This window comes from Streptomyces sp. NPDC039423, from assembly GCF_055598725.1.
Genome location: NZ_JBVKAH010000005.1, coordinates 267,040 through 289,006, shown reverse-complemented (window position 1 = coordinate 289,006; position 21,967 = coordinate 267,040). Strand labels below are relative to the sequence as shown.

The window sequence follows — 21,967 nt, the reverse complement described above, 5'->3', positions numbered from 1 at the left end:
GGGGACTCAACCGAAAGTTGGATGACGGGCCCATCCGGCGTGCGATGCCCCGGCGGGCCGCCCCTCGGCAGGCTGGCCGCATGTTCGTCGCATGGAGAGACCTGCGGTTCGCCCGAGGGCGGTTCGCGCTGATGGGCACGGTGATCGTGCTGATCACCCTGCTGGTGGGACTACTGTCGGGGCTGACGGCCGGGCTGGCGCGGGAGAACGTCTCCGCGGTCACCGGTCTGCCCGCCGACCGGCTGGCCTTCGCCGCCCCGCCGCCCGGCCGGCCGGTGTCGTTCACCGACTCGGTGCTGCCCGAGGAGGCGTGGCGGACCTGGGCGCGGCAACCGGGCGTGACCGCCGCCCGGCCGCTCGGCATCGGCACGCTCGACGCGGTGGCCGGCGACCGTACGGCGGCGCTCTCGGTGTTCGCCGCCGAGCCGGGCGCCGGGATCGGCCCGCGCAGCGCGGAACTGCGCCCCGGGAAGGTGGTGCTCGCCGGCCCGGCCGCCGATGACCTGGGCGTCCGGGCCGGCGACCGGCTGCGGCTGGGCCGGCTGGAGGTCACGGTTGCCGCGGTCGCCGGCGACGCCTCGTACAGCCACACCCCGGTGGTGTGGACGTCGCTGGCCGACTGGCGCGCGCTCGGGCACACCGGGGCGACGGTCGTCGTGCTGCGGGGCGAGGGCATCGACGCGGCGGCGGGGGACCGGGCCGCCGGGACGCGGAGCACGACCGTCGACGGGGCCCTCACGGCGATCGGGTCCTACCGGGCCGAGAACGGCAGCCTGCAACTGATGCGGGGCTTCCTCTTCGTGATCTCGGCGCTGGTCATCGGGGCCTTCTTCACGGTGTGGACGATCCAGCGGAGCGCCGACGTGGCGGTGCTCAAGGCGCTCGGCGCCTCGACGCCCTACCTGCTCGGGGACGCGCTGGGGCAGGCGGCGCTGATGCTGGGCGGCGGGATCCTGCTCGGCAGCGGTCTCGCGGTCGGTGTCGGCGCGCTGGTGGGCGGTGGTGACGTGCCGTTCGTCCTCGAACCGCCGACCGTGCTGGTCCCGGCCGCCGTGATGGTCGTGCTGGGGATGCTCGGCGCGGCCCTGTCCATCCGGCGGATCACCGCCGTCGACCCCCTCACCGCGCTCGGGAGCGTCCGATGAGCCTGCACCTCGACGACGTCACCCTGACCTACCCGGACGGTGACGGGCGGCTGACCGCGCTGGACGCCGTCTCCCTGACGGTCCCGCCGGGCACTCTCACGGCGGTCGTCGGCCCTTCCGGCTCCGGCAAGTCCAGCCTGCTCGCCGTGGCGGCGACCCTGGTGACGCCCGAGCGGGGACGGGTCGTGGTGGCCGGTACGGACACCGGCGCGCTGGACGCGGCGGGGCGGGCGGCGCTGCGGCGCGAGCGGATCGGGATCGTCTTCCAGCAGCCGAACCTGTTGCCGTCGCTGACGGCCGCCGAGCAGCTCGGGGTGATGGCGCACCTGTCGGGCCGCCGGCCGGCCGGAGGGCGGGTCATGGACCTGCTCGACGCGGTCGGCCTGGCGGACCTCGCCGGGCGGCGCCCGCACCAGCTCTCCGGCGGTCAGCGCCAGCGCGTCAACATCGCGCGGGCGCTGATGAACGACCCGGCCGTGCTGCTGGTCGACGAGCCGACCAGCGCGCTGGACCACGAGCGCGGGGCGGCGGTCCTCGACCTGCTGGCGGTGCTGACCAGGGAGCGCGGCACGGCCACGGTGCTGGTCACCCACGACCGCGCCCATCCGGACCGGGCGGACCGCACGGTCACCGTCCAGGACGGCAAGCTCTCGGCCCCCCGCCCGGCACCCTGACCCACCCGCTTCCGGGCGCGCCCCGGCTGCCCCGGGTCCGGCCCGGGGGCGAGGCCGGGCGGTACCGGCGGGTCCGGGTCCGGGTCAGGCCTGGCCGTTGTTGGCGGGGTTCGCCAGCGCCGTGGACAGTTCCTTGGCGATGCCCTGGAGGATCGGGACGATCCGCTCCGTCGCGGCCTCGGTGACCCGGCCGGCCGGGCCGGAGATGGAGATGGCGGCGGCGGTGGGGGAGTCGGGCACCGACACCGCGATGCAGCGGACGCCGATCTCCTGCTCGCTGTCGTCCACGGCGTACCCCGCCGAACGCACCTGCTCCAGGGCGTGCAGGAAGCCGTCGGGCGTGGTGATCGTCTTCTCCGTCGCGGCCGGCATGCCGGTGCGGGCGAGCAGCGCCCGGACCTCCTCGGGCGGGGTGTGCGCCAGCAGCGCCTTGCCCACGCCCGTGGAGTGCGGCAGCACGCGCCGGCCGACCTCGGTGAACATCCGCATCGAGTGCTTGGACGGCACCTGGGCCACGTACACGATCTCGTCGCCGTCGAGCAGCGCCATGTTCGCGGTCTCGCCGGTCTCCTCGACCAGCCGGGCCAGGTAGGGGCGGGCCCAGGTGCCCAGCAGCCGGGCGGCGGACTCGCCGAGCCGGATGAGGCGGGGGCCCAGCGCGTACCGGCGGTTGGGCTGCTGGCGTACGTAACCGCAGGCCACCAGCGTGCGCATCAGGCGGTGGATGGTGGGCAGCGGCAGTCCGCTGCTGGACGAGAGCTCGCTCAGCCCGACCTCGCCCCCGGCATCGGCCATCCGCTCCAGAAGGTCGAAGGCACGCTCCAGGGACTGGACACCGCCGGTCGCGGCGGCGGGTTTGGCGGCGTCGGTGGTGCTGGCGCTGGACGTCGGCACGTCAACGGTCCTTTCGAGGCGGATGCGGCAAGTCAGCAGCCTACCGGGCCCTTCCTCCGGGCACATCGCCCTCGGTGGGACGTCTTGGCCGGTCAGGCGCTGTTTGTCCGGGTGTCCGCGGGGGTGCGCGAAGGTCTGCCGGTGCTCCTCATGTGGAGAGCTACGTTCTCCTGGGTGAAATTATGTTTCCACTTCATGGAAACATCCAAGCCGCCCGTCCGCCACCCGGCGAGGAACCGGGGGACCCTTGACGAGGTGGGGTCCGGAGTGAAGACTCCTTCAACAGTTCGTTGAAAAACTCGTGAAAACGATGATCCGACCGGCGATGTGGAAGGCGATGTGGACGGGAACGTGGACCTGAACGGCAACGCGCAACAGGGTGGCGACGTCGACGTCGCCGGCGTCGACACGGACGCGGAGGTGACGCTGGTACTGCGCTCGACGCGCGTGATCACCCCCGAGGGCACCCGCCCCGCCTCGGTCGCCGTCGCCGGCGGCCGCATCGCGGCGGTGCTGCCCCACGACGCCGAGGTGCCCGCCGGCGCCCGGCTGGAGGACGTCGGCGACCACGTCGTCCTCCCCGGCCTCGTCGACACCCACGTCCATGTGAACGACCCCGGCCGCACCGAGTGGGAGGGCTTTTGGACCGCCACCCGCGCGGCCGCCGCCGGCGGCATCACCACCCTCATCGACATGCCGCTCAACTCGCTGCCGCCCACGACCACGGTCGGCAACCTGCGCACCAAGCAGGACGTGGCCCGCGCCAAGGCGCACATCGACGTCGGCTTCTGGGGTGGCGCCCTGCCGGACAACGTCAAGGACCTCCGGCCGCTGCACGACGCGGGCGTCTTCGGTTTCAAGTGCTTCCTGTCGCCCTCCGGCGTCGACGAGTTCCCCTCGCTCGACCAGGAGCAGCTCACCGCGTCCCTCGCCGAGATCGCGGGCTTCGGCGGCCTGCTGATCGTGCACGCCGAGGACCCGCACCACCTGGACGCCGCCCCGCAGAAGAGCTGGCCGAAGTACGCCGACTTCCTCGCCTCCCGGCCGCGCGACGCCGAGAACACCGCCATCGAGAACCTCATCAACCAGGCCAGGCGGCTCGACGCGCGCGTGCACGTGCTCCACCTGTCCTCCGCCGACGCGCTGCCGATGATCGCCGCCGCCCGTCGCGAGGGCGTGCGGATCACCGTCGAGAGCTGCCCGCACTTCCTCACCCTCACGGCCGAGGAGGTCCCGGACGGCGCCACGGAGTTCAAGTGCTGCCCGCCCATCCGTGAGGCGTCCAACCAGGACGCGCTGTGGGAGGGCCTCGCCGACGGGACGATCGACGCCATCGTGTCCGACCACTCGCCCTCCACCGCCGACCTCAAGACCCCCGACTTCTCCACCGCCTGGGGCGGCATCTCCTCCCTCCAGCTCGGCCTGCCCGCCGTCTGGACCGAGGCCCGCCGCCGCGGACACACCCTGGAGGACGTCGTCCGCTGGATGTCCGCCGGCCCGGCCCGCCTCGCCGGCCTCGACCGCAAGGGCGCCATCGAAGCCGGCCGCGACGCCGACTTCGCCGTCCTCGACCCGGACGAGAGCTTCACCGTCGACCCGGCCGAGCTGCACCACCGCAACCGGGTCACCGCGTACGCCGGCAAGACCCTGCACGGCGTCGTCAGGTCCACCTGGCTGCGCGGCGTGCGCATCGCCGACAACGGCATCCCGGCCGAGCCCACCGGCCGGCTGCTCGAAAGGAACAAGTGACACCCGTGACCGCCATACCGTCCTTCACCGGCGACGCCAGCCCGTACGGCGGCGGTGACCCCTACGCCGACTACCGCACCGCGGACTTCCCCTTCACCGGCCTGGTCGACCTGGCCGACCGCCGCCTCGGCGCGGGCGTCATCGCCGCCAACGACGAGTTCTTCGCCGAGCGCGAGAACATGCTCAAGCCCGAGCCCGCCGAGTTCGACCCCGAGCACTTCGGCCACAAGGGCAAGATCATGGACGGCTGGGAGACGCGCCGCCGCCGCGGCGTCTCCGCCACCGAGCCCCACCCGACGGACGAGGACCACGACTGGGCCTTGGTGCGCCTCGGCGCGCCCGGCGTCGTCCGCGGCATCGTCGTCGACACCGCCCACTTCCGCGGCAACTACCCGCAGGCCGTCTCCGTCGAGGCGACCGCGGCGGCCGGCTCCCCGTCGCCCGAACAGCTCCTCGCCGACGACGTCGAGTGGACGACCCTCGTCCCGCGCACCGCCATCGGCGGCCACGCGGCCAACGGCTTCGCCGTCGACGTCGAGCGGCGCTTCACGCACCTGCGGGTCAAGCAGCACCCGGACGGCGGCATCGCCCGCCTCCGCGTGTACGGCGACGTCGCCCCCGACCCGGCCTGGCTCGGCGTGCTCGGCACCTTCGACGTCGTGGCGCTGGAGAACGGCGGCCACGTCGAGGACGCCTCCGACCGGTTCTACTCCCCGGCCACCAACACCATCCAGCCGGGCCGCTCCCGCAAGATGGACGACGGCTGGGAGACCCGCCGCCGCCGCGACAAGGGCAACGACTGGATCCGCTACCGGCTCGTCGAGCAGTCCGCCGTCCGCGCGGTCGAGATCGACACGGCCTACCTGAAGGGCAACAGCGCCGGCTGGGCCGCCCTCTCGGTACGCGACGGCGAGGGCGGCGAGTGGACCGAGGTCCTGCCGCGCACCCGCCTCCAGCCGGACACCAACCACCGGTTCGTCCTGCCGGAGCCGGCGGTCGGCACGCACGTCCGCGTCGACATCTACCCGGACGGCGGCATCTCCCGCCTCCGCCTGTTCGGCTCGCTGACGGCACTGGGCGCCAAGCGCCTCGCCGCCCGCCACGACGAGCTGGGCTGACCGACCCGGGCAGTACGACACCTGCCCGTACGCGGGGGCGCCCCGGCCCGACAGCACCGGTGCGCCCTCGCGCCCTCCCCCCGCGTGTCCGCGCACGCCCTACGCGGCGTGCCCGCCGTCCACCGCGAACTCGGCGCCCGTCACGAACGCCGCCTCCTCACCGGCCAGGAACGCCACCATCGACGCCACCTCGTCCGGCACGCCGAAGCGGCCCAGTGCCGTCAGCGCGCGCTGCCCGTCCGCGTACGGGCCGTCCGCCGGGTTCATGTCGGTGTCGACCGGCCCCGGGTGGACGATGTTCGCCGTGATGCCGCGCCCGCCCAGCTCCCGGGCGAGTGCCTTGGTCAGGCCGGTCAGCGCCGACTTGCTCATCGTGTAGAGCGTCCCGCCGGGGCCCGGCACGCGCTGCGTCATGCACGAGCCGACGGTGATGATCCGCCCGCCCCGCCCCATGCGCGCCGCGGCCGCCCGCGACGCCAGGAACACGCCGCGCACGTTCACCGCCAGCACCCGGTCCACATCGCCGTCCGTCAGGTCCTCCAGCGGGGCGAGCACCCCGATGCCGGCGTTGTTGACGAGCACGTCCAGCCGCCCGCCCAGGGCGCCCGCCGCGCGCTCCACGGCGCCCGCCGCCTCGGCCGCGTCCGCGGAATCGGCGCGCAGCGCGACCCCGCGCCGCCCGGTCGCCTCGATCTTGGCGACGACCTCCCGGGCCTGCTCCTCGCCCCGCACGTAGGTGATCGCGACGTCCGCGCCCTCCTGGGCCAGCCGCAGCGCGACCGCCGCCCCGATGCCGCGGCTGCCGCCGGTGACCAGAGCTGTCCTGCCGTTCATGTGCCCCTCCGAGCCTTCGTCCACCGTGGTACGTCCAAAGTGGTTGCGGGTTCAATGACATCGGAGGGGCGGCCGGGGCGCTGGCGGGAATCGGACCCCGAGACCGGGAGGCCCGCGCCCGGGTGCGTTCCGTGCGGAGGCACGGTCCGTCGTCGTGGCACACGATGAAGGAGACCGACCGCTCCCGGAGGAAGGCGCCGGCCATGGCCAGGCTCACCGTCACCACCTTCATGACGCTCGACGGAGTCATGCAGGCTCCGGGCGGCCCCGACGAGGACCGCACCGACGGCTTCGCGTACGGCGGCTGGAGCGTCCCCTACGTGGACGAGGAGTTCGGCCGGTTCATGGACGAGGTGTTCGGCCGGGTGGACGGCTTCCTGCTCGGCCGCCGGACGTACGAGATCTTCGCCGCGTACTGGCCCCACGTCACCGACGAGGACGATCCGGTCGCCGGCCGGCTCAACTCCCTGCCCAAGTACGTGGTGTCCCGCACCCTCGGCACGGCCGAGTGGCACAACTCCACCGTCCTCACGGGCGACCTGGCCGAGGAGGTCGACCGCCTCAAGCGGCTGCCCGGCCGCGAGATCCAGGTCCACGGCAGCGCCCGGCTCGCCCGGAGCCTCATCGCCCTGGGCCTGGTCGACGAGCTGAACCTGCTGGTCTACCCGGTCTTCCTGGGCAAGGGACGCCGCCTCTTCCCCGACGGCGGCGCCCACCGCCTTCGAGCTGACCGGCCACCGCGCCACGACCACCGGCGTCACCATCCAGACCTACCGCGTCGCCGGCCCCGCCCGGTTCGGCACCTTCGCCCCCGGCGACTGACGACCCGGGGCACCCGACCGGCCCCGGGCGGCCGGGCACCCCCCGGCCCGGGACGTCCGCCCACCCCCTACGCCCGCCGCAGCCGGTCCGCGATCATCAGGACGGCGAACCCGGTCACCGCGAGCACGATGTGGGCGAACAGCTCCCGCCCGTGCAGGATCCCCACACGGTCCGTCAGGTACCGCGTGAACCCCAGGAACCGGAACCAGCCGGTCAGCTCACGCAGCACCCCGCACACGCCGACGACGAGGGACAGGGTGCCGATGACTTCCAGGATCTTCTTCATACCGGGAAGCCTCGGCCCCGCCGCCGGACCACCGCCTCCCCCCTCGGTATGGGCGCCGGGTCCGGAAGTATCGGTCTCGGCGACTTCGGTAGCGGACCGCCCCTCCCGGGCCGCGCGGCGCCCGGCGCCCGCATAACTTGGGCGGCATGACGCGTGCGGACTACCCCTGGCTGCTCCCCTCCGACCTGGCCGAACCCGCCGGCCCGGCGCTCACGGACGGGCCCGGCGGCCCGGAGGGCCCCGGCGGCGGGCAGGGCCGCCCGGCGCGGCACCGGCGTACCGTACGGGACTGGGTCGTCGACACGACCGCCTTCCTCTTCGCCGCGTTCGTCGGGGTCCTCGCCGCCGAGGCCTCCAGCGCGCTGGGCAACGCGCCCGCCGCCGTCGTCGCCGACCAGCTCCTCGGCGCCGCCGCCTGCTGCGCGCTCTGGCTGCGCCGCCGGTGGCCCGTGGGCCTGGCCGTCGCCCTGTCCGTACTGAGCACGGTCGCGCCCACCGCCGGCGGGGCCCTGCTGGTGGCCCTGTTCGGCGTCGCCGTACGGGTGCCGTTCCGGCGCCTCGCGTACGTCGGCGGTCTGGCCCTCGTCTGCGGCGTCGTCCAGGTGTTCGTGCGCCCCGACCCGACCCTGCACCCCCTCGCGGGGATCGCCGTCGGTGTCGTCCTGGTCCTGCTGGTCACCGCCTGGGGCATGCTCGTCCGCTCGCGGCGCCAACTCGTCGTCGCCCTGCGGGAACGCGCCCGGCGCGCCGAGGCCGAGGCCGGGCTCCGCGCCGAACGTGCCCAGCGGGCCGCCCGCGAGGCCATCGCCCGCGAGATGCACGACGTCCTGGCCCACCGCCTCACCCTGCTCAGCGTCCACGCCGGTGCCCTGGAGTTCCGGCCGGACGCGCCCCCGCCCCAGGTCGCCCGTGCCGCCGGGGTCATCCGCGACAGCGCCCACGAGGCGCTCCAGGACCTGCGCGAGATCATCGGCGTACTGCGCGCCCCCGGCGACCGCGAGGACGGCGACCGCCCGCAGCCCACCCTCGCCACCCTCGGCACCCTGGTCGGCGAGTCCCGCCGGGGCGGCATGGACGTCACGCTCGACACCACCGTCGACGACCCGGCCGGCGTCCCCGCCGCCACCGGCCGCACCGTCTACCGCATCGCCCAGGAGGGCCTGACCAACGCCCGCAAGCACGCCCCCGGCACACGGGTCACCGTCACCGTCCGCGGCCGCCCCGGGGACGGGCTGACCGTCGACGTCCGCAACCCCGCCCCCACCGGCCCCGTCCCCCACGTGCCCGGATCCGGCCAGGGACTCATCGGGCTGACCGAACGGGCCACCCTCGCCGGCGGCCGCCTCACCCACGGGCACCTGCCCGGCGGCGGGTTCGGGCTCCACGCCTGGCTACCGTGGCCCTCATGACCATCCGGCTGCTCCTCGTCGACGACGACCCCCTCGTCCGCGCGGGACTCACCTTCATGCTCGGCGGCGCCGACGACATCGAGATCGTCGGGGAGGCCGCCGACGGCGCCGACGTCCCCGCGCTCGTGGCCCGTACCGCCCCCGACGTCGTCCTCATGGACATCCGTATGCCGCACGTCGACGGACTCACCGCCACCGAACGGCTCCGCGCCCGCCCCGGGGCCCCCGAGGTCGTCGTCCTCACCACGTTCCACGCCGACGAACAGGTGCTGCGGGCGCTGCGGGCCGGTGCCGCCGGGTTCGTCCTGAAGGACACCCCGCCGGACCGGATCGTCGACGCCGTACGCCGGGTGGCGGCCGGCGACCCGGTGCTCTCCCCGGCCGTCACCCGCCAGTTGATGACCCATGTGGCACACCACGCGGACGACCACCGCACCGGCCGGCGGGCGTCGGCGGCCGCCCGGCTCGCCGGACTCGGCGCGCGCGAGCGGGAGGTGGCCCTCGCCGTCGGCCGGGGCCTGTCCAACGCCGAGATCGCCGCGAACCTGTACATGAGCGTGCCGACCGTCAAGACGCACGTCTCACGCATCCTGGCCGGATTCGGCCTCAACAACCGTGTCCAGATAGCCCTCCTGGTACAGGACTCGGGGCTGCTCGACGGGGAGGAAGGAGCTTAGGCTGAGCCGATGATCACGGTCGAACTGAGCGAGTACGGCGAGGACTTCACCGCCGACCCCTACCCGTACTACGCCAAGCTCCGCGAGAGCGGACCCGTCCACCACGTACGCACCCCCCTCGGGGACGAGCTCTGGATCGTCGTCGGTCACGCCGAGGCGCGCGCGGCGCTCGCCGACCCGCGGCTGTCCAAGTCGCCCGCGGCGGCCGGAGTCCAGATGCTCGACGAGGAGGTCATCGGCCCCAACCTGCTGGTCGTCGACCCGCCCGACCACACCCGGCTGCGCAAGCTCGTCGCCCGCGAGTTCACCGGCCGGCGCGTGGAGGCCCTCCGCCCGCGCGTCCAGGCCATCACGGACGAACTGCTCGACGCCATGGAACCGCACGGCCACGCCGACCTCGTGGAGGCGCTGGCCTTCCCGCTGCCGATCACGGTGATCTGCGAGCTGCTGGGCGTCCCCACCGCCGACCGGGACACCTTCCGCACCTGGTCCACCGAGATCGTCGCGCCGACGAGCACCGAGGCGGGGAACGCCGCCGTGTACGCGCTCGGCGGCTACCTGGAAGCCCTCGTCGAGGACAAACGCCGGGCCGGGCCCGCCGACGACCTGCTCTCCGCCCTGCTGCGCACCCGGGCGGAGGACGGCGACCGCCTGTCGGCCGCGGAACTGTGCGCCATGGCCTACCTGCTGCTGATCGCCGGGCACGAGACGACGGTCAACCTGATCTCCAACGGCGTCCGCGCCCTGCTCACCCACCCGGACCAACTCGCCGCCCTACGGGCCGACTTCGGCCTGCTCGACGGCGCGGTCGAGGAGATGCTGCGCTACGACGGCCCCGTCGAGACCGCCACCGTGCGGTTCGCCCTCGAACCGGTCCCGGTGGGCGACACGGTGATCCCGCGGGGTGCCGCCGTGCTGGCCGGGCTGGGTGCGGGCGACCGGGATCCGGCCAGGTTCCCGGACCCCGACCGGTTCGACATCCGCCGCGACACCGGCGGGCACCTGGCCTTCGGGCACGGCATCCACTACTGCCTCGGCGCCCCGCTGGCCCGCCTGGAGGGCCGCGTCGCGGTGCGCTCCCTGCTGGAACGCTTCCCCGGCCTGTCCCTCGACCCCTCGGCCGGCCCGCTGGACTGGCTGCCCGGCCTCCTCATCCGCGGCGTCCGCCGCCTTCCCGTCAGGTGGTGACCCGATGACCGGCTTCGACCTCGCGCGCGCCCGCGCGGTCCTCGACGACCAGCCCTTCAGCCGGCTCGTCGGCGCCCGCCTCACCGCCTTCGGTGACGGCGGCGCCCTCCTGGAGGTGGACGTCCGCGACGACCTGCGCCAGCAGAACGGCTTCCTGCACGGCGGGGTCCTCTCGTACGCCGCCGACAACGCGATCACCTTCGCCGCTGGCAGCGCCCTCGGGCAGGCGGTGCTGACGGCCGGGTTCTCCATCCAGTACGTCCGCCCCGCGACCGGCCTCGCGCTGCGGGCCCGCGCGTCGGTGGTCCACGCGGGCCGGCGGCAGGCCGTGGTGCGCTGCGATCTGCTGACCGTGGACGCCGACGGGACCGAGACCCTGTGCGCGGTCGCCCAGGGCACGGTCCTGTCGGCGCCGGGCGCCTCAGAGGGCTGACGGCACCTCGTCCAGCCGGACGGGGCGGCGCTCACGGCGTGATCGTTCGCACGCCTCGGCCACGCGCAGCGCCTGGAGGGCCTCCCGGCCGTCGCAGGGGTTGGCCTGCTCGCCGCGGGCGAGGCGCACGAAGGCGTCCAGCTCCGCCTCGTACGCCGGGGCGAACCGCTCCAGGAAGCCGGGCCACGGCTTGTCGGCGGCGGGCGGGCCCAGCGGTTCGGTGGAGGTGAGGGGCGTCCGGTCGTCGAGGCCCACCGCGATCTGGTCGCGCTCGCCCGCCAGTTCCATCCGTACGTCGTAGCCGGCGCCGTTGCAGCGGGTGGCGGTCGCGGTGGCGAGGGTGCCGTCGTCGAGGGTGAGGAGCGCGGCGGCCGTGTCGACGTCGCCGGCCTCGCGGAACATCGCGGGGCCGGCGTCCGCGCCGGTCGCGTACACCTCGGTGATCTCGCGGCCGGTGACCCAGCGGAGGATGTCGAAGTCGTGCACCAGGCAGTCGCGGTAGAGGCCGCCGGAGAGCGGGAGGTAGGCGGCGGGCGGCGGTGCCGGGTCGGAGGTGATGGTCCGGACGGTGTGCAGCCGGCCGATGCGCCCGGAGCGGACGGCGTCACGGGCCGCCCGGTAGCCGGCGTCGAAGCGGCGCATGAAGCCGAGCTGGAGTGGGGTGCCGGCCGCCTCCACCTCGCGGAGCGCGCCGAGGGTGCCCGGCAGGTCGAGGGCGATGGGTTTCTCGCAGAAGGTGGGCAGCCCGGCGCGGGCGGCGCGGCCGATGAGCTCGGCGTGGGAGGCGGTCGCCGAGGCGATGACCAGCGCGTCCACGCCCCAGGCGAAGACGTCGTCGACGGTCGGCGCGGCCGTGGCGCCGGTGAGACGGGCGACCTGGGCCGCCCGGCCGGGGTCGGCGTCGGCGACCACGAGGGCCCCCACCTCCGGGTGGCGGCTGAGCACGCCCGAGTGGAAGCTCCCGATACGTCCCGTTCCGATGAGTCCGATGCGCATGGCCCCCAAGGTGATGCCGGGGCCGTCATCATGTCAAGCTTTTGTCCTGACAACAGGACTTCACAACTTCCCGTCATCATTCCCGGTGGATAGGCTCGGCCCGTGCCCAAGCAGACCCGAGCAGCCAGAGAAGAGACCGGTTCCGTCGTGCGCCTGCCGCTGAGCGTGGACCGCACCAGCCCGGTCCCGCTCTACTTCCAGCTCTCCCAGCAGCTGGAGGCCGCGATCGAGCGCGGCACGCTCACCCCCGGCAGCCTCCTCGGCAACGAGATCGAGCTGGCGGGCCGCCTGGGCCTGTCCCGGCCGACCGTCCGCCAGGCCATCCAGGCCCTCGTCGAGAAGGGCCTGCTGGTGCGCCGCCGGGGCGTCGGTACGCAGGTGGTGCACAGCCAGGTCAAGCGCCCCCTGGAGCTCAGCAGCCTCTACGACGACCTGGAGGCGGCCGGCCAGCGCCCCGCCACCCTCGTCCTCGCCAACCGCGTCGAGCCGGCCCCCGCCGAGGTCGCCGCCGCGCTGGGCCTCCCGGAGGGCACCGACGTGCGGTACGTGGAACGGCTCCGGTTCGCCCACGACGAGCCGATGGCGCGGCTGCGCAACCACCTCCCGCTCGGCCTGCTGGACCTGGACACCGAGCTGCTGGAGGGCACCGGCCTGTACCGGCTGATGCGCGGCGCGGGCATCACCCTGCACAGCGCCCGCCAGAAGGTCGGGGCCCGCGCCGCGACGGGGCTGGACGCGGAGCTGCTCACCGAGGCGCAGGGCGCCCCCCTGCTGACGATGGAACGGACCACGTTCGACGACACCGGCCGCGCGGTGGAGTTCGGTTCCCACGTCTACCGGGCGTCGCGGTACGCGTTCGAGTTCCAGCTCCTCGTCCGGCCGTAGCGCCCGTAAAACCCGAAGGGCCGTGGCGCGGCGATGTCACCGTGACGGCATCCCGCCAATGCCCTTACGTCTTCACGTCATTGCGTAAGGATGTTCGGACAAACCATTGACGTGGCCGCCCCGCCCCCGTAGAAACGGCCGCGGGCGGCCCGTCCGGCGGCCCGCCGGTACCCGGTGAAAACCGGGCACATCACCATGACCGATACTGGGCCGGTCGTGCGCGAGCACGACCGGCAGGCACAGCGACCACAGCAGGCACACCGGCAGATCAAGAGGGGCACGGCGTCGTGGCAAGGGTTCGGACAGGGGCACGCGCGTTCCGCGCGGTGCTGGCGACGGTGCTCGGTATCTCCCTCGCGGGAGCCGTGGCGGGATGCAGCGCCACGGGCGGCAAGCGGGCCGAGGACGCCCGCAAGGCCGCCGCCGCCGAGGGCCGGGCGGCGGTGAACACCCCGAAGTGGACGATCGCGATGGTCACCCACTCCGGTGACGGCGACACCTTCTGGGACATCGTCCAGAACGGCGCCAAGCAGGCCGCCGTCAAGGACAACATCAACTTCCTGTACGCCCACAGCGACGAGGGCCAGCAGCAGGCGCAGCTCGTCGACTCCTACGTCGACAAGAAGGTCGACGGGCTGATCGTCACCCTCGCCAAGCCCGACGCCATGAAGGCCGCCGTCGCCAGGGCCGTCAAGGCCGGCATCCCGGTGATCACCGTCAACTCCGGATCCGATCAGTCCAAGGCCTTCGGCGCCCTCACGCACATCGGGCAGGACGAGACGATCGCCGGCGAGGCGGTCGGCGACGAGCTGGACCGAAGGGGCCGCAAGAAGGCCCTGTGCGTGCTGCACGAACAGGGCAACGTCGGCCACGAGCAGCGCTGCGCCGGGGTGAAGAAGACCTTCGGCGGAACCCTCCAGAACCTGTACGTCGACGGGACCAACATGCCCGACGTCCAGGCCTCGATCGAGGCGAAGCTCCAGACCGACCCCGCCATCGACGCCGTCGTCACCCTCGGCGCGCCGTTCGCCGACGCGGCGGTCCAGGCCAGGAAGACCGCCGGGTCCGACGCGGAGATCGACACCTTCGACCTCAACGCCAAGGTCGCCGCCGGCCTCAAGGGCAAGCAGCTCGGCTTCGCCGTCGACCAGCAGCCCTACCTCCAGGGCTACGAGGCCGTCGACCTGCTGTGGCTGTACCGCTACAACGCCGACATGCTCGGCGGCGGCCGGCCCGTCCTCACCGGGCCGCAGATCATCACCGAGAAGGACGCCGCCGCCCTCGCGGAATTCACGGAGCGGGGTACCCGGTGACCACGACCGCACCACCCGCCAAGGACGGCGCCCCCGGCGACGAGCGCCTGCTGCGCACCTCGCCGCTGCGCAAGCTGCTCGGCCGCCCGGAACTCGGGTCCGTCGTCGGGGCCGCCGCCGTCTTCCTCTTCTTCGCGGTCGTCGCCGACGGCTTCCTGCGGGCCTCCAGCTTCGGCACCGTCCTGTACGCCGCCTCGACGATCGGCATCATGGCCGTCCCCGTCGCCCTGCTGATGATCGGCGGCGAGTTCGACCTGTCCGCCGGTGTGATGGTGACGAGCGCGGCGCTCGTCTCCTCGATGTTCAGCTTCCAGATGACCGCCAACGCCTGGGTCGGCGTCCTGGTCTCGCTGCTCGTCACGCTGGCCATCGGCGCCTTCAACGGCGTCATGCTCACCCGTACCAAGCTCCCCAGCTTCATCATCACGCTCGGCACGTTCCTGATGCTGACCGGCCTCAACCTGGGTCTGACCAAGCTGATCAGCGGCACCGTGTCGACCAAGACCATCGCCGACATGGAGGGCTTCTCCTCGGCCCGGACCCTGTTCGCCTCCCAGTTCTCCCTGGGCGGCATCGACATCAAGGTCACCATCCTGTGGTGGTTCGCCCTGGTGGCCGTCGCCACCTGGATCCTGCTGCGCACCCGCTTCGGCAACTGGATCTTCGCGGTGGGCGGCGGGGCGGACGCGGCCCGCGCGGTCGGCGTCCCGGTCCGCGGCACGAAGATCGGCCTCTACATGGGCGTCGCGTTCTGCGCCTGGGTCTCGGGACAGCACCTGCTGTTCTCGTTCGACGTCGTCCAGTCCGGCGAGGGCGTCGGCAACGAACTGATCTACATCATCGCGGCGGTGATCGGCGGCTGCCTGATCACCGGCGGCTACGGCTCGGCGATCGGCTCGGCGGTCGGCGCGTTCATCTTCGGCATGACCAGCAAGGGCATCGTGTACGCCGAGTGGAACCCCGACTGGTTCAAGTTCTTCCTCGGGGCGATGCTCCTTCTCGCGACCCTGCTCAACGCCTGGGTCCGCAAGCGCGCGGAGGCAACGACATGAGCGAGCCACTGGTCGAGCTCGACGACGTCAGCAAGTACTACGGCAACATCCGCGCCCTGGAGGGCGTCTCCCTGGAGGTCCGGGCGGGGGAGATCACCTGCGTCCTGGGCGACAACGGCGCCGGCAAGTCCACCCTCATCAAGATCATCGCCGGGCTGCACGCCCACGACGGCGGCACCTTCCGCGTCGACGGCGAGGAGACCTCCCTCTCCTCCCCGCGCGAGGCCCTGGACCGCGGGATCGCCACCGTCTACCAGGACCTGGCCGTGGTCCCGCTCATGCCGGTGTGGCGCAACTTCTTCCTCGGCTCGGAGCCCACCAAGGGCGCGGGCCCCTTCAAGCGCCTCGACGTCGACCTGATGCGCGAGACCACCCGCGCCGAGCTGCTGCGCATGGGCATCGACCTGCGGGACGTCGACCAGCCGATCGGCACCCTGTCCGGCGGCGAGCGCCAGTGCGTGGCGATCGCCCGGGCCGTCCACTTCGGCGCCAAGGTCCTCGTCCTCGACGAGCCCACCGCCGCCCTCGGCGTCAAGCAGTCCGGGGTGGTCCTCAAGTACGTCGCGGCCGCCCGCGACGCCGGCCTGGGGGTGGTGCTCATCACCCACAACCCGCACCACGCCTATCTGGTCGGCGACCGGTTCGTGCTGCTGAAGCGCGGCGTGATGGCGGCGAGCCACACCAAGGACTCCGTCACGCTCGACGAACTCACCCGCCAGATGGCGGGCGGCAGCGAGCTGGAGGACCTCCGTCACGAGCTGGAAAGATCCGGCTGAGCACCTCCCGGGACCGCCGCGCCCCCGCACCGGCCGGCGGCCCCCCGGGGCGGCCGGACCCGGCCACCCGACCCCGCCGCGCCACCGCCGCCCGCCCCGTACCTGGCAGAATCGAGGGCGGCGGGCGCCGTCCGCCGCCGGAGCCCCACCCCCGGCCCCCCACCACCAGGGACGACAGGACTCGTGAGCACGTACCGCGACTACCCCCACCGGGGCTCCGCCCGCGCCACCGTCCTGCGGACCGTCTCGGCCCGCGAGCGCCGCTCGCACCTGACCGCGCCCCGCGTCCCGACCGTCGGCATCGACATCGGCGGGACGAAGGTGATGGCGGGCGTCGTCGACGCCGACGGACAGATCCTGGAGCAGATCAAGACCGAGACGCCCGACAAGTCCAAGAGCGCCAAGGTCGTCGAGGACACCATCACGGAGCTGGTCCTGGACCTCTCCGACCGGCACGACGTGCACGCCGTGGGCATCGGCGCGGCCGGCTGGGTGGACGCCGACCGCAGCCGCGTCCTGTTCGCCCCGCACCTGGCCTGGCGCAACGAGCCGCTGCGCGACTCGCTCCAGGCCCGGCTCGCCGTCCCGGTCATGGTCGACAACGACGCCAACACCGCCGCCTGGGCCGAGTGGCGCTTCGGCGCCGGCCGGGGCGAGGACCACCTCGTCATGATCACCCTCGGTACCGGCATCGGCGGCGCCATCCTGGAGGACGGCCAGGTCAAGCGGGGCAAGTACGGCGTCGCCGGCGAGTTCGGCCATATGCAGGTCGTCCCGGGCGGCCACCGCTGCCCGTGCGGCAACCGCGGCTGCTGGGAGCAGTACAGCTCGGGCAACGCCCTCGTGCGCGAGGCCCGCGAGCTGGCGGCGGCCGACTCGCCGGTGGCGTACAACATCATCGAGCGCGTCAAGGGCAGCGTCCCGGACATCACCGGCCCGCTGATCACCGAGCTCGCCCGTGAGGGCGACGCCATGTGCATCGAACTGTTCCAGGACATCGGCCAGTGGCTCGGCGTCGGCATCGCCAACCTGGCCGCCGCCCTCGACCCGTCCTGCTTCGTCGTCGGCGGAGGCGTCAGCGCCGCCGACGACCTGCTCATCGGCCCGGCCCGGGACGCCTTCCGCCGCCATCTCACCGGCCGCGGCTACCGCCCCGAGGCCCGTATCGCCAAGGCCCAGCTCGGCCCCGAGGCCGGCATGGTCGGCGCCGCCGACCTCGCCCGGCTCGTCGCGCGCCGCTTCCGCCGCGCCAACCGCCGCCGTCTGGAGCGCTACGAGAAGTACGAGCGGTACGCGCAGGCCATCCGCAACGGCGGCGTCACCGGCCGCGGTACCCGAACCCCCCAGGAACCCTAGTCATGCCAGTGATGTCAGCGATGTCCGTACTGAACCGCCCGGCGTCCCCGGAGGAGCGCAGGCGCATGATCCGCCGGCGCGTCCTGACCGCCGTCGTCATCGTCCTGCTGATCGGCATCCCGGCCGGCTACCTGGTGATCTCCGCCCAGCAGAGCCGTGCCAGCGGCCGGGACAAGGAGGCCGAGTCCTCCGTCACCGGCCTCCAGGACAGCTGGCCGTCCAAGATGAAGCGCCGGGTCTTCGAGGTCCCCATCCCGGGCGGCTCCACCGAGGTCGCCTACTTCGAGACGAGCAACTGGAAGTCCAGCCGGCTGTACGTCGAGTTCACCACCAGCGGCACGGGGCTGGACGACTTCCTCAACGACGTCGGCACGTCCCGGGCCGCCCTGGACGCCCGGGACGTCAGCATCAGCCACCGCGACGCCCGCACCGTGGGCTGGGAGTTCCCGGCCGGTCGCGACTGGTCCGCCACCACGCACCGGCAGAAGGACCCCCGCCCCACCCAGGACATCACCGTCGACCTCAGCGACCCCGCGGCCCCGCGCGTGTACGTCGTCTCGACCGCGACCCCCTGACCGGAGGGGGTCATTCCGCTCGCTACCCTGGAGCGAGTGAGCCAGACGCAGACGACCGACCCGCAGCCCGCCGGCCCCCTCACCCTCCAGTACCGGTCCGACGGCCCCGACGACGCACCCGTCCTCATCCTCGGCCCGTCGCTCGGGACCACCTGGCACATGTGGGACCGCCAGATACCCGAACTCGTCCGGCAGTGGCGGGTCATCCGTTTCGACCTCCCCGGCCACGGCGGCGCCCCGGCCCACCCGGCGACCTCCGTCGCCGAGCTCACCGACCGGCTCCTCGCCACCCTCGACGACCTCGGCGTCCACCGCTTCGGGTACGCCGGCTGCTCCATCGGCGGCGCCATCGGCACCGACCTGGCGCTGCGCGCCCCGCACCGGCTCGCCTCGCTCGCCCTGATCGCCTCCTCGCCCCGCTTCGGCACCGCCGACGAGTTCCGCCAGCGCGGCGTGATCGTCCGCACCAACGGGCTGGACCCGATGGCCCGCACCGCGCCCGAGCGCTGGTTCACCCCCGGGTTCGCCGCCGCGCAGCCCGCCATCGTCGAATGGGCCGTGCAGATGGTCCGCACGACGGACGCGGGCGCCTATGTCGCCGCCTGCGAGGCGCTCGCCGCCTTCGACGTCCGGGCCGACCTCGGCCGCGTGGGCGTCCCCACCCTCGTCCTGGTCGGCTCCGAGGACCGCGTCACCGGCCCCGCCGAGGCCCGCCACCTGGTGGCCGGCATCCCCGACGCCCGCCTCGCCGTGGTGCCGGGGGCGTCCCACCTCGCGCCGGTGGAGCAGCCCGGGGCCGTCACCGACCTGCTGGTACGGCACTTCACCACCTCCTGGCAGGCCGCGTCCGACTCCTCGACCGGGATGGCCGCCCTCGCCGCGCCGCCCGTGGTCCCCGCCATCGCCGCCGCGGTCCCGCAGGGGCCCGCCGCTCCGGCCGTGGTCGCCCCGGGCCCCGCCGCCCCCGCCGCGCATCCCGTCGCGCCGGTCGCGGTGCCGCCGGGCCCGTCCGCCGACCCCACCGCGCCCGGCCCGGTCCCGGGCGTCCACGCCCCGCACGGCGCCGCGTCCAACGGCCACGTCCCGCACGGCGCCGTGTCCGACGCCCACGCCCCGCACGGCCCCGTACCCCGGATCCCCGTCCCGAGCGGCGCCGTCCTGCCGGGCCCCGTTGCGGGTACCGTGCCGCCGGGCCCCGCCACAGGTGCCGTACCGCCGGGTCCCGCCACCGGTGTCGTACCGCCCGCCACCGGCGCGGGCGGGCCCGTCCCGGGCGGGCGGCCCGACCCGTACGACGCCGGGATGAAGGTCCGGCGCGAAGTGCTGGGCGACGCCCACGTCGACCGCGCCCTGGCCGCCGCCGACGACTTCACCGGGGACTTCCAGGAGCTGATCACGCGCTACGCCTGGGGCGAGGTGTGGACCCGCGACGGCCTGGACCGGCGGACCCGCAGCGCCGTCACCCTGACCGCCCTGGTCGCCGGCGGCCACCTGGACGAACTCGCCTTCCACACCCGCGCCGCCCTGCGCAACGGCCTGTCACCCGCCGAGATCAAGGAAGTCCTCCTCCAGACGGCGGTCTACTGCGGGGTCCCGGCCGCCAACTCGGCGTTCGCGGTCGCCCGGAAGGTGATCCTGGAGGAGACCACCCCCGAGGCCTAGGGGGTGCCCGCACAGTCTCGCCGGCCCTCCGGGCGGACGCCGACACTTCGCGGACACTCCCTGACGAGAGGACGCCCCATGAAGCTGACCAAGAAGTCCCACGCCTGCATCCGGCTGGAGAAGGAGGGGCGCACCCTCGTCGTGGACCCCGGGGGGTTCAGCGAACAGGACGCGGCCCTGGGCGCCGACGCCGTCCTGGTCACCCACGAGCACCCCGACCACTTCGACGAGGGGCGGCTGCGGGCCGCCCTGGAGGCCGACCCCGCCGTCGAGGTCTGGACGCTGCGGAGCGTCGCGGAGCAGCTCTCGGCGGCGTTCCCCGGCCGGGTCCACACGGTCGGCCACGGCGACACCTTCTCGGCGGCCGGCTTCGACGTCCAGGTGCACGGCGAACTGCACGCGGTGATCCACCCGGACATCCCCCGGATCACCAACATCGGCTTCCTGGTCGACGGCTCCCTCTTCCACCCCGGTGACGCGCTCACCGTCCCCGACCACCCGGTCGAGACCCTGATGCTCCCGGTGATGGCCCCCTGGAACAAGATCTCCGAGGTCATCGACTACGTGCGCGAGGTGAAGCCGCGGCGCGCCATCGACATCCACGACGCGCTGCTCACCGACCTCGCCCGGCCGATCTACGACCGCCAGATCGGCGCACTGGGCGGCGCCGACCACGGCCGGCTCACCCCCGGGGACTCCCGCGACGTCTGACGCCCCCGGCCCTCCGGGAGCCCCGGCCGCGCCGGGCGTACGGCCCGTGGTTGTCACAGGGCCGCATTAGGCTGTGGGGCATGCGCATCGCCACCTGGAACGTCAATTCGATCACCGCCCGGCTGCCGCGGCTGCTGGCCTGGCTGGAGAGCAGCGGCACGGACGTGCTGTGCATCCAGGAGACCAAGTGCACCGCGGAGCAGTTCCCCACGGACGAGCTGCGCGAGCTGGGGTACGCCTCGTCGGTGCACGCCACCGGCCGGTGGAACGGCGTGGCCCTGGTCTCCCGCGTCGGCCTTGAGGACGTCGTCCACGGCCTGCCCGGCGGTCCCGAGTACGACGGCGTGGCCGAGCCGCGGGCCATCTCCGCGACCTGCGGCCCCCTCAGGGCCTGGTCGGTGTACGTGCCCAACGGACGTGAGGTGGCCCATGAGCACTACGCCTACAAACTGCGCTGGCTGGAGGCGCTGAAGACGGCCGTCGCCGAGGACGCGGCCGGGCCCCGCCCCTTCGCGGTGCTGGGCGACTTCAACATCGCCCCGACCGACGACGACGTCTTCGACCGCGCCTTCTTCGAGGGCTCCACGCACGTCACCGATCCGGAGCGCGCAGCGCTCGCCGGGCTGCGGGACACCGGGCTGGCCGACGTGGTGCCGCGTCCGCTGAAGTACGACCACCCGTTCACCTACTGGGACTACCGCCAGCTCTGCTTCCCCAAGAACCGGGGCATGCGCATCGACCTGGTCTACGGCAACAAGCCCTTCGCCGACGCGGTCAAGGACAGCTACGTCGACCGCGAGGAGCGCAAGGGCAAGGGTGCCTCCGACCACGCCCCGGTCGTCGTCGACCTCGACGTCTAGGGGGTGTCCTGTAGTGCGCCCGGTGGGTTCGGTGCGACGCTGGGCGGTATGAACATCCCCTTCCTGGACGCCTGGCGCAAGCGGTACGGCGGTGGGCACGCCCCCTCCGCGGTGGAGCGCGACCCGGAGGCGGTGGCCGACATGCTCGCCGAGTGCGACCTGCTGCGCGCGCGGATGCAGGCGTTCGGGGTCGAACTGGACGACACGCCCCGCTCCTTGGAGGCCATCGACCAGCTCCTGCCCCGCTGGCGGGACGACCCGGAGGAGTTGCCCTGGCTGGGCAACGACGCGGGCCTGTACCTCGGTACGGTCATCGTACGGACGGTGCCGGGCGCGCAGTGGCACCTGCGGCCGAGCGGCCACCCCGTCGTCCGGCTGGTCTCCGGCCGGGAGATCCATGTCGTCGAGGCCGGTCTGGACTGGGCGATCAGCGGTTCTCCGGAGCTGTCCCAGATGTACGGGGAGGCCGCCGAGGGCTGACCCGTGACAGGGTGGTTATACGGCTTATGCCGCCTTTATGCGTGTCGAGAGGTTAAGTCCCTTTTCGGGCTG

General features: G+C 73.6%; 22 protein-coding genes and 1 pseudogene. 19 read left to right on the top strand and 4 right to left on the bottom strand.

Annotated features, from left to right (window positions below; all coding sequences use genetic code 11):
- Positions 1–80 precede the first annotated feature (80 nt).
- Positions 81–1,145: an FtsX-like permease family protein gene (locus ACZ7LK_RS18635; RefSeq protein WP_469461474.1), complete on the top strand. Its 1,065-nt coding sequence runs from the start codon at positions 81–83 to the stop codon at positions 1,143–1,145.
- Positions 1,142–1,819 carry an ABC transporter ATP-binding protein gene (locus tag ACZ7LK_RS18630; protein ID WP_471141924.1) on the top strand — a complete coding sequence of 226 codons (678 nt, stop codon included), beginning with the start codon at positions 1,142–1,144 and terminating at the stop codon, positions 1,817–1,819. The genes ACZ7LK_RS18635 and ACZ7LK_RS18630 overlap by 4 nt, the downstream gene beginning before the upstream one ends.
- 84 nt (positions 1,820–1,903) lie before the next feature.
- Here the strand turns inward: ACZ7LK_RS18630 and ACZ7LK_RS18625 are convergent, their stop codons facing one another.
- A complete protein-coding gene (locus ACZ7LK_RS18625; RefSeq protein ID WP_392274118.1) occupies positions 1,904–2,713 on the bottom strand; it encodes an IclR family transcriptional regulator in 810 nt (269 codons plus the stop codon).
- A 420-nt stretch (positions 2,714–3,133) separates the two neighbouring features.
- On the opposite strand from ACZ7LK_RS18625, the gene allB reads away from it, so the two are divergent.
- Together allB and alc are read left to right on the top strand one after the other, a co-directional pair.
- On the top strand, positions 3,134–4,462 hold the full coding sequence (gene allB, locus ACZ7LK_RS18620) for an allantoinase AllB (RefSeq protein ID WP_471142238.1): 1,329 nt from the start codon (positions 3,134–3,136) through the stop codon (positions 4,460–4,462).
- A 5-nt stretch (positions 4,463–4,467) separates the two neighbouring features.
- On the top strand, positions 4,468–5,580 hold the full coding sequence (gene alc, locus ACZ7LK_RS18615) for an allantoicase (protein WP_392274117.1): 1,113 nt from the start codon (positions 4,468–4,470) through the stop codon (positions 5,578–5,580).
- Positions 5,581–5,679: 99 nt separating this feature from the next.
- Here the strand turns inward: alc and ACZ7LK_RS18610 are convergent, their stop codons facing one another.
- The gene (locus ACZ7LK_RS18610) at positions 5,680–6,414 is read right to left on the bottom strand and encodes an SDR family oxidoreductase (protein ID WP_469461479.1); all 735 of its coding nucleotides are present in this window, start codon (positions 6,412–6,414) and stop codon (positions 5,680–5,682) included.
- Between the two features lie 203 nt (positions 6,415–6,617).
- On the opposite strand from ACZ7LK_RS18610, the pseudogene ACZ7LK_RS18605 reads away from it, so the two are divergent.
- Positions 6,618–7,236: pseudogene (locus ACZ7LK_RS18605) on the top strand (dihydrofolate reductase family protein).
- Between the two features lie 67 nt (positions 7,237–7,303).
- Here ACZ7LK_RS18605 and ACZ7LK_RS18600 read toward each other — a convergent pair.
- Complete coding sequence (locus ACZ7LK_RS18600) at positions 7,304–7,522, bottom strand: hypothetical protein (protein WP_392274114.1); 219 nt, start codon at positions 7,520–7,522, stop codon at positions 7,304–7,306.
- A 146-nt stretch (positions 7,523–7,668) separates the two neighbouring features.
- Here ACZ7LK_RS18600 and ACZ7LK_RS18595 point away from each other — a divergent pair, with 146 nt between their 5' ends.
- Genes ACZ7LK_RS18595 through ACZ7LK_RS18580 form a run of 4 tightly spaced genes read left to right on the top strand, consistent with a single transcriptional unit; the run spans position 7,669 to position 11,229 of the window.
- The gene (locus tag ACZ7LK_RS18595) at positions 7,669–8,931 is read left to right on the top strand and encodes a sensor histidine kinase (RefSeq protein ID WP_469461484.1); all 1,263 of its coding nucleotides are present in this window, start codon (positions 7,669–7,671) and stop codon (positions 8,929–8,931) included.
- Entirely contained in the window at positions 8,928–9,608 is a 681-nt protein-coding gene (locus ACZ7LK_RS18590) for a response regulator transcription factor (RefSeq protein WP_392274112.1), read from the top strand. Before ACZ7LK_RS18595 ends, ACZ7LK_RS18590 begins: the two co-directional genes overlap by 4 nt.
- A gap of 9 nt (positions 9,609–9,617) precedes the next feature.
- Positions 9,618–10,796, top strand: coding sequence for a cytochrome P450 family protein (locus ACZ7LK_RS18585; protein WP_469461486.1), 1,179 nt, complete (start codon positions 9,618–9,620; stop codon positions 10,794–10,796).
- 4 nt (positions 10,797–10,800) lie between these two features.
- Positions 10,801–11,229 (top strand): PaaI family thioesterase, encoded by a 429-nt coding sequence (locus tag ACZ7LK_RS18580; RefSeq protein ID WP_471141917.1) that lies wholly within the window; start codon positions 10,801–10,803, stop codon positions 11,227–11,229.
- Here ACZ7LK_RS18580 and ACZ7LK_RS18575 read toward each other — a convergent pair.
- A complete protein-coding gene (locus ACZ7LK_RS18575; protein WP_392274109.1) occupies positions 11,218–12,225 on the bottom strand; it encodes a Gfo/Idh/MocA family protein in 1,008 nt (335 codons plus the stop codon). The two genes, ACZ7LK_RS18580 and ACZ7LK_RS18575, sit on opposite strands and share 12 nt — an antisense overlap.
- Positions 12,226–12,390: 165 nt before the next feature.
- Here ACZ7LK_RS18575 and ACZ7LK_RS18570 point away from each other — a divergent pair, with 165 nt between their 5' ends.
- From ACZ7LK_RS18570 to ACZ7LK_RS18525, 10 genes are all read left to right on the top strand, one after another.
- Entirely contained in the window at positions 12,391–13,110 is a 720-nt protein-coding gene (locus tag ACZ7LK_RS18570; RefSeq protein ID WP_392274374.1) for a GntR family transcriptional regulator, read from the top strand.
- Between the two features lie 287 nt (positions 13,111–13,397).
- The gene (locus ACZ7LK_RS18565; protein WP_469461490.1) at positions 13,398–14,423 is read left to right on the top strand and encodes a sugar ABC transporter substrate-binding protein; all 1,026 of its coding nucleotides are present in this window, start codon (positions 13,398–13,400) and stop codon (positions 14,421–14,423) included.
- A complete protein-coding gene (locus tag ACZ7LK_RS18560) occupies positions 14,420–15,475 on the top strand; it encodes an ABC transporter permease (RefSeq protein WP_392274107.1) in 1,056 nt (351 codons plus the stop codon). Before ACZ7LK_RS18565 ends, ACZ7LK_RS18560 begins: the two co-directional genes overlap by 4 nt.
- Positions 15,472–16,251 (top strand): ATP-binding cassette domain-containing protein, encoded by a 780-nt coding sequence (locus ACZ7LK_RS18555; protein ID WP_392274106.1) that lies wholly within the window; start codon positions 15,472–15,474, stop codon positions 16,249–16,251. The genes ACZ7LK_RS18560 and ACZ7LK_RS18555 overlap by 4 nt, the downstream gene beginning before the upstream one ends.
- 183 nt (positions 16,252–16,434) lie before the next feature.
- Positions 16,435–17,607, top strand: a complete 1,173-nt coding sequence (locus tag ACZ7LK_RS18550) for an ROK family glucokinase (protein ID WP_469461493.1) — start codon at positions 16,435–16,437, stop codon at positions 17,605–17,607.
- Positions 17,608–17,618: 11 nt separating this feature from the next.
- Positions 17,619–18,182, top strand: coding sequence for a hypothetical protein (locus ACZ7LK_RS18545; protein WP_392274373.1), 564 nt, complete (start codon positions 17,619–17,621; stop codon positions 18,180–18,182).
- A 27-nt stretch (positions 18,183–18,209) separates the two neighbouring features.
- Positions 18,210–19,844 carry a 4-carboxymuconolactone decarboxylase gene (gene pcaC / locus ACZ7LK_RS18540; RefSeq protein WP_471142233.1) on the top strand — a complete coding sequence of 545 codons (1,635 nt, stop codon included), beginning with the start codon at positions 18,210–18,212 and terminating at the stop codon, positions 19,842–19,844.
- Between the two features lie 78 nt (positions 19,845–19,922).
- A complete protein-coding gene (locus ACZ7LK_RS18535; protein ID WP_469461495.1) occupies positions 19,923–20,555 on the top strand; it encodes an MBL fold metallo-hydrolase in 633 nt (210 codons plus the stop codon).
- Between the two features lie 80 nt (positions 20,556–20,635).
- On the top strand, positions 20,636–21,415 hold the full coding sequence (locus ACZ7LK_RS18530; RefSeq protein WP_392274102.1) for an exodeoxyribonuclease III: 780 nt from the start codon (positions 20,636–20,638) through the stop codon (positions 21,413–21,415).
- A 48-nt stretch (positions 21,416–21,463) separates the two neighbouring features.
- Positions 21,464–21,895: a DUF6278 family protein gene (locus tag ACZ7LK_RS18525; protein WP_392274101.1), complete on the top strand. Its 432-nt coding sequence runs from the start codon at positions 21,464–21,466 to the stop codon at positions 21,893–21,895.
- Positions 21,896–21,967: the final 72 nt, after the last annotated feature.

What these genes read in the sequence shown, in the direction of transcription:
- ACZ7LK_RS18635 (WP_469461474.1), top strand. Translation starts at nt 81, where the DNA reads ATGTTCGTCGCATGGAGAGACCTGCGGTTCGCCCGAGGGCGGTTCGCG.
- ACZ7LK_RS18630 (WP_471141924.1), top strand. Translation starts at nt 1,142, where the DNA reads ATGAGCCTGCACCTCGACGACGTCACCCTGACCTACCCGGACGGTGAC.
- ACZ7LK_RS18610 (WP_469461479.1), bottom strand. Translation starts at nt 6,414, where the DNA reads ATGAACGGCAGGACAGCTCTGGTCACCGGCGGCAGCCGCGGCATCGGG.
- ACZ7LK_RS18600 (WP_392274114.1), bottom strand. Translation starts at nt 7,522, where the DNA reads ATGAAGAAGATCCTGGAAGTCATCGGCACCCTGTCCCTCGTCGTCGGC.
- ACZ7LK_RS18595 (WP_469461484.1), top strand. Translation starts at nt 7,669, where the DNA reads ATGACGCGTGCGGACTACCCCTGGCTGCTCCCCTCCGACCTGGCCGAA.
- ACZ7LK_RS18590 (WP_392274112.1), top strand. Translation starts at nt 8,928, where the DNA reads ATGACCATCCGGCTGCTCCTCGTCGACGACGACCCCCTCGTCCGCGCG.
- ACZ7LK_RS18585 (WP_469461486.1), top strand. Translation starts at nt 9,618, where the DNA reads ATGATCACGGTCGAACTGAGCGAGTACGGCGAGGACTTCACCGCCGAC.
- ACZ7LK_RS18580 (WP_471141917.1), top strand. Translation starts at nt 10,801, where the DNA reads ATGACCGGCTTCGACCTCGCGCGCGCCCGCGCGGTCCTCGACGACCAG.
- ACZ7LK_RS18575 (WP_392274109.1), bottom strand. Translation starts at nt 12,225, where the DNA reads ATGCGCATCGGACTCATCGGAACGGGACGTATCGGGAGCTTCCACTCG.
- ACZ7LK_RS18555 (WP_392274106.1), top strand. Translation starts at nt 15,472, where the DNA reads ATGAGCGAGCCACTGGTCGAGCTCGACGACGTCAGCAAGTACTACGGC.
- ACZ7LK_RS18545 (WP_392274373.1), top strand. Translation starts at nt 17,619, where the DNA reads ATGTCAGCGATGTCCGTACTGAACCGCCCGGCGTCCCCGGAGGAGCGC.
- ACZ7LK_RS18535 (WP_469461495.1), top strand. Translation starts at nt 19,923, where the DNA reads ATGAAGCTGACCAAGAAGTCCCACGCCTGCATCCGGCTGGAGAAGGAG.
- ACZ7LK_RS18530 (WP_392274102.1), top strand. Translation starts at nt 20,636, where the DNA reads ATGCGCATCGCCACCTGGAACGTCAATTCGATCACCGCCCGGCTGCCG.
- ACZ7LK_RS18525 (WP_392274101.1), top strand. Translation starts at nt 21,464, where the DNA reads ATGAACATCCCCTTCCTGGACGCCTGGCGCAAGCGGTACGGCGGTGGG.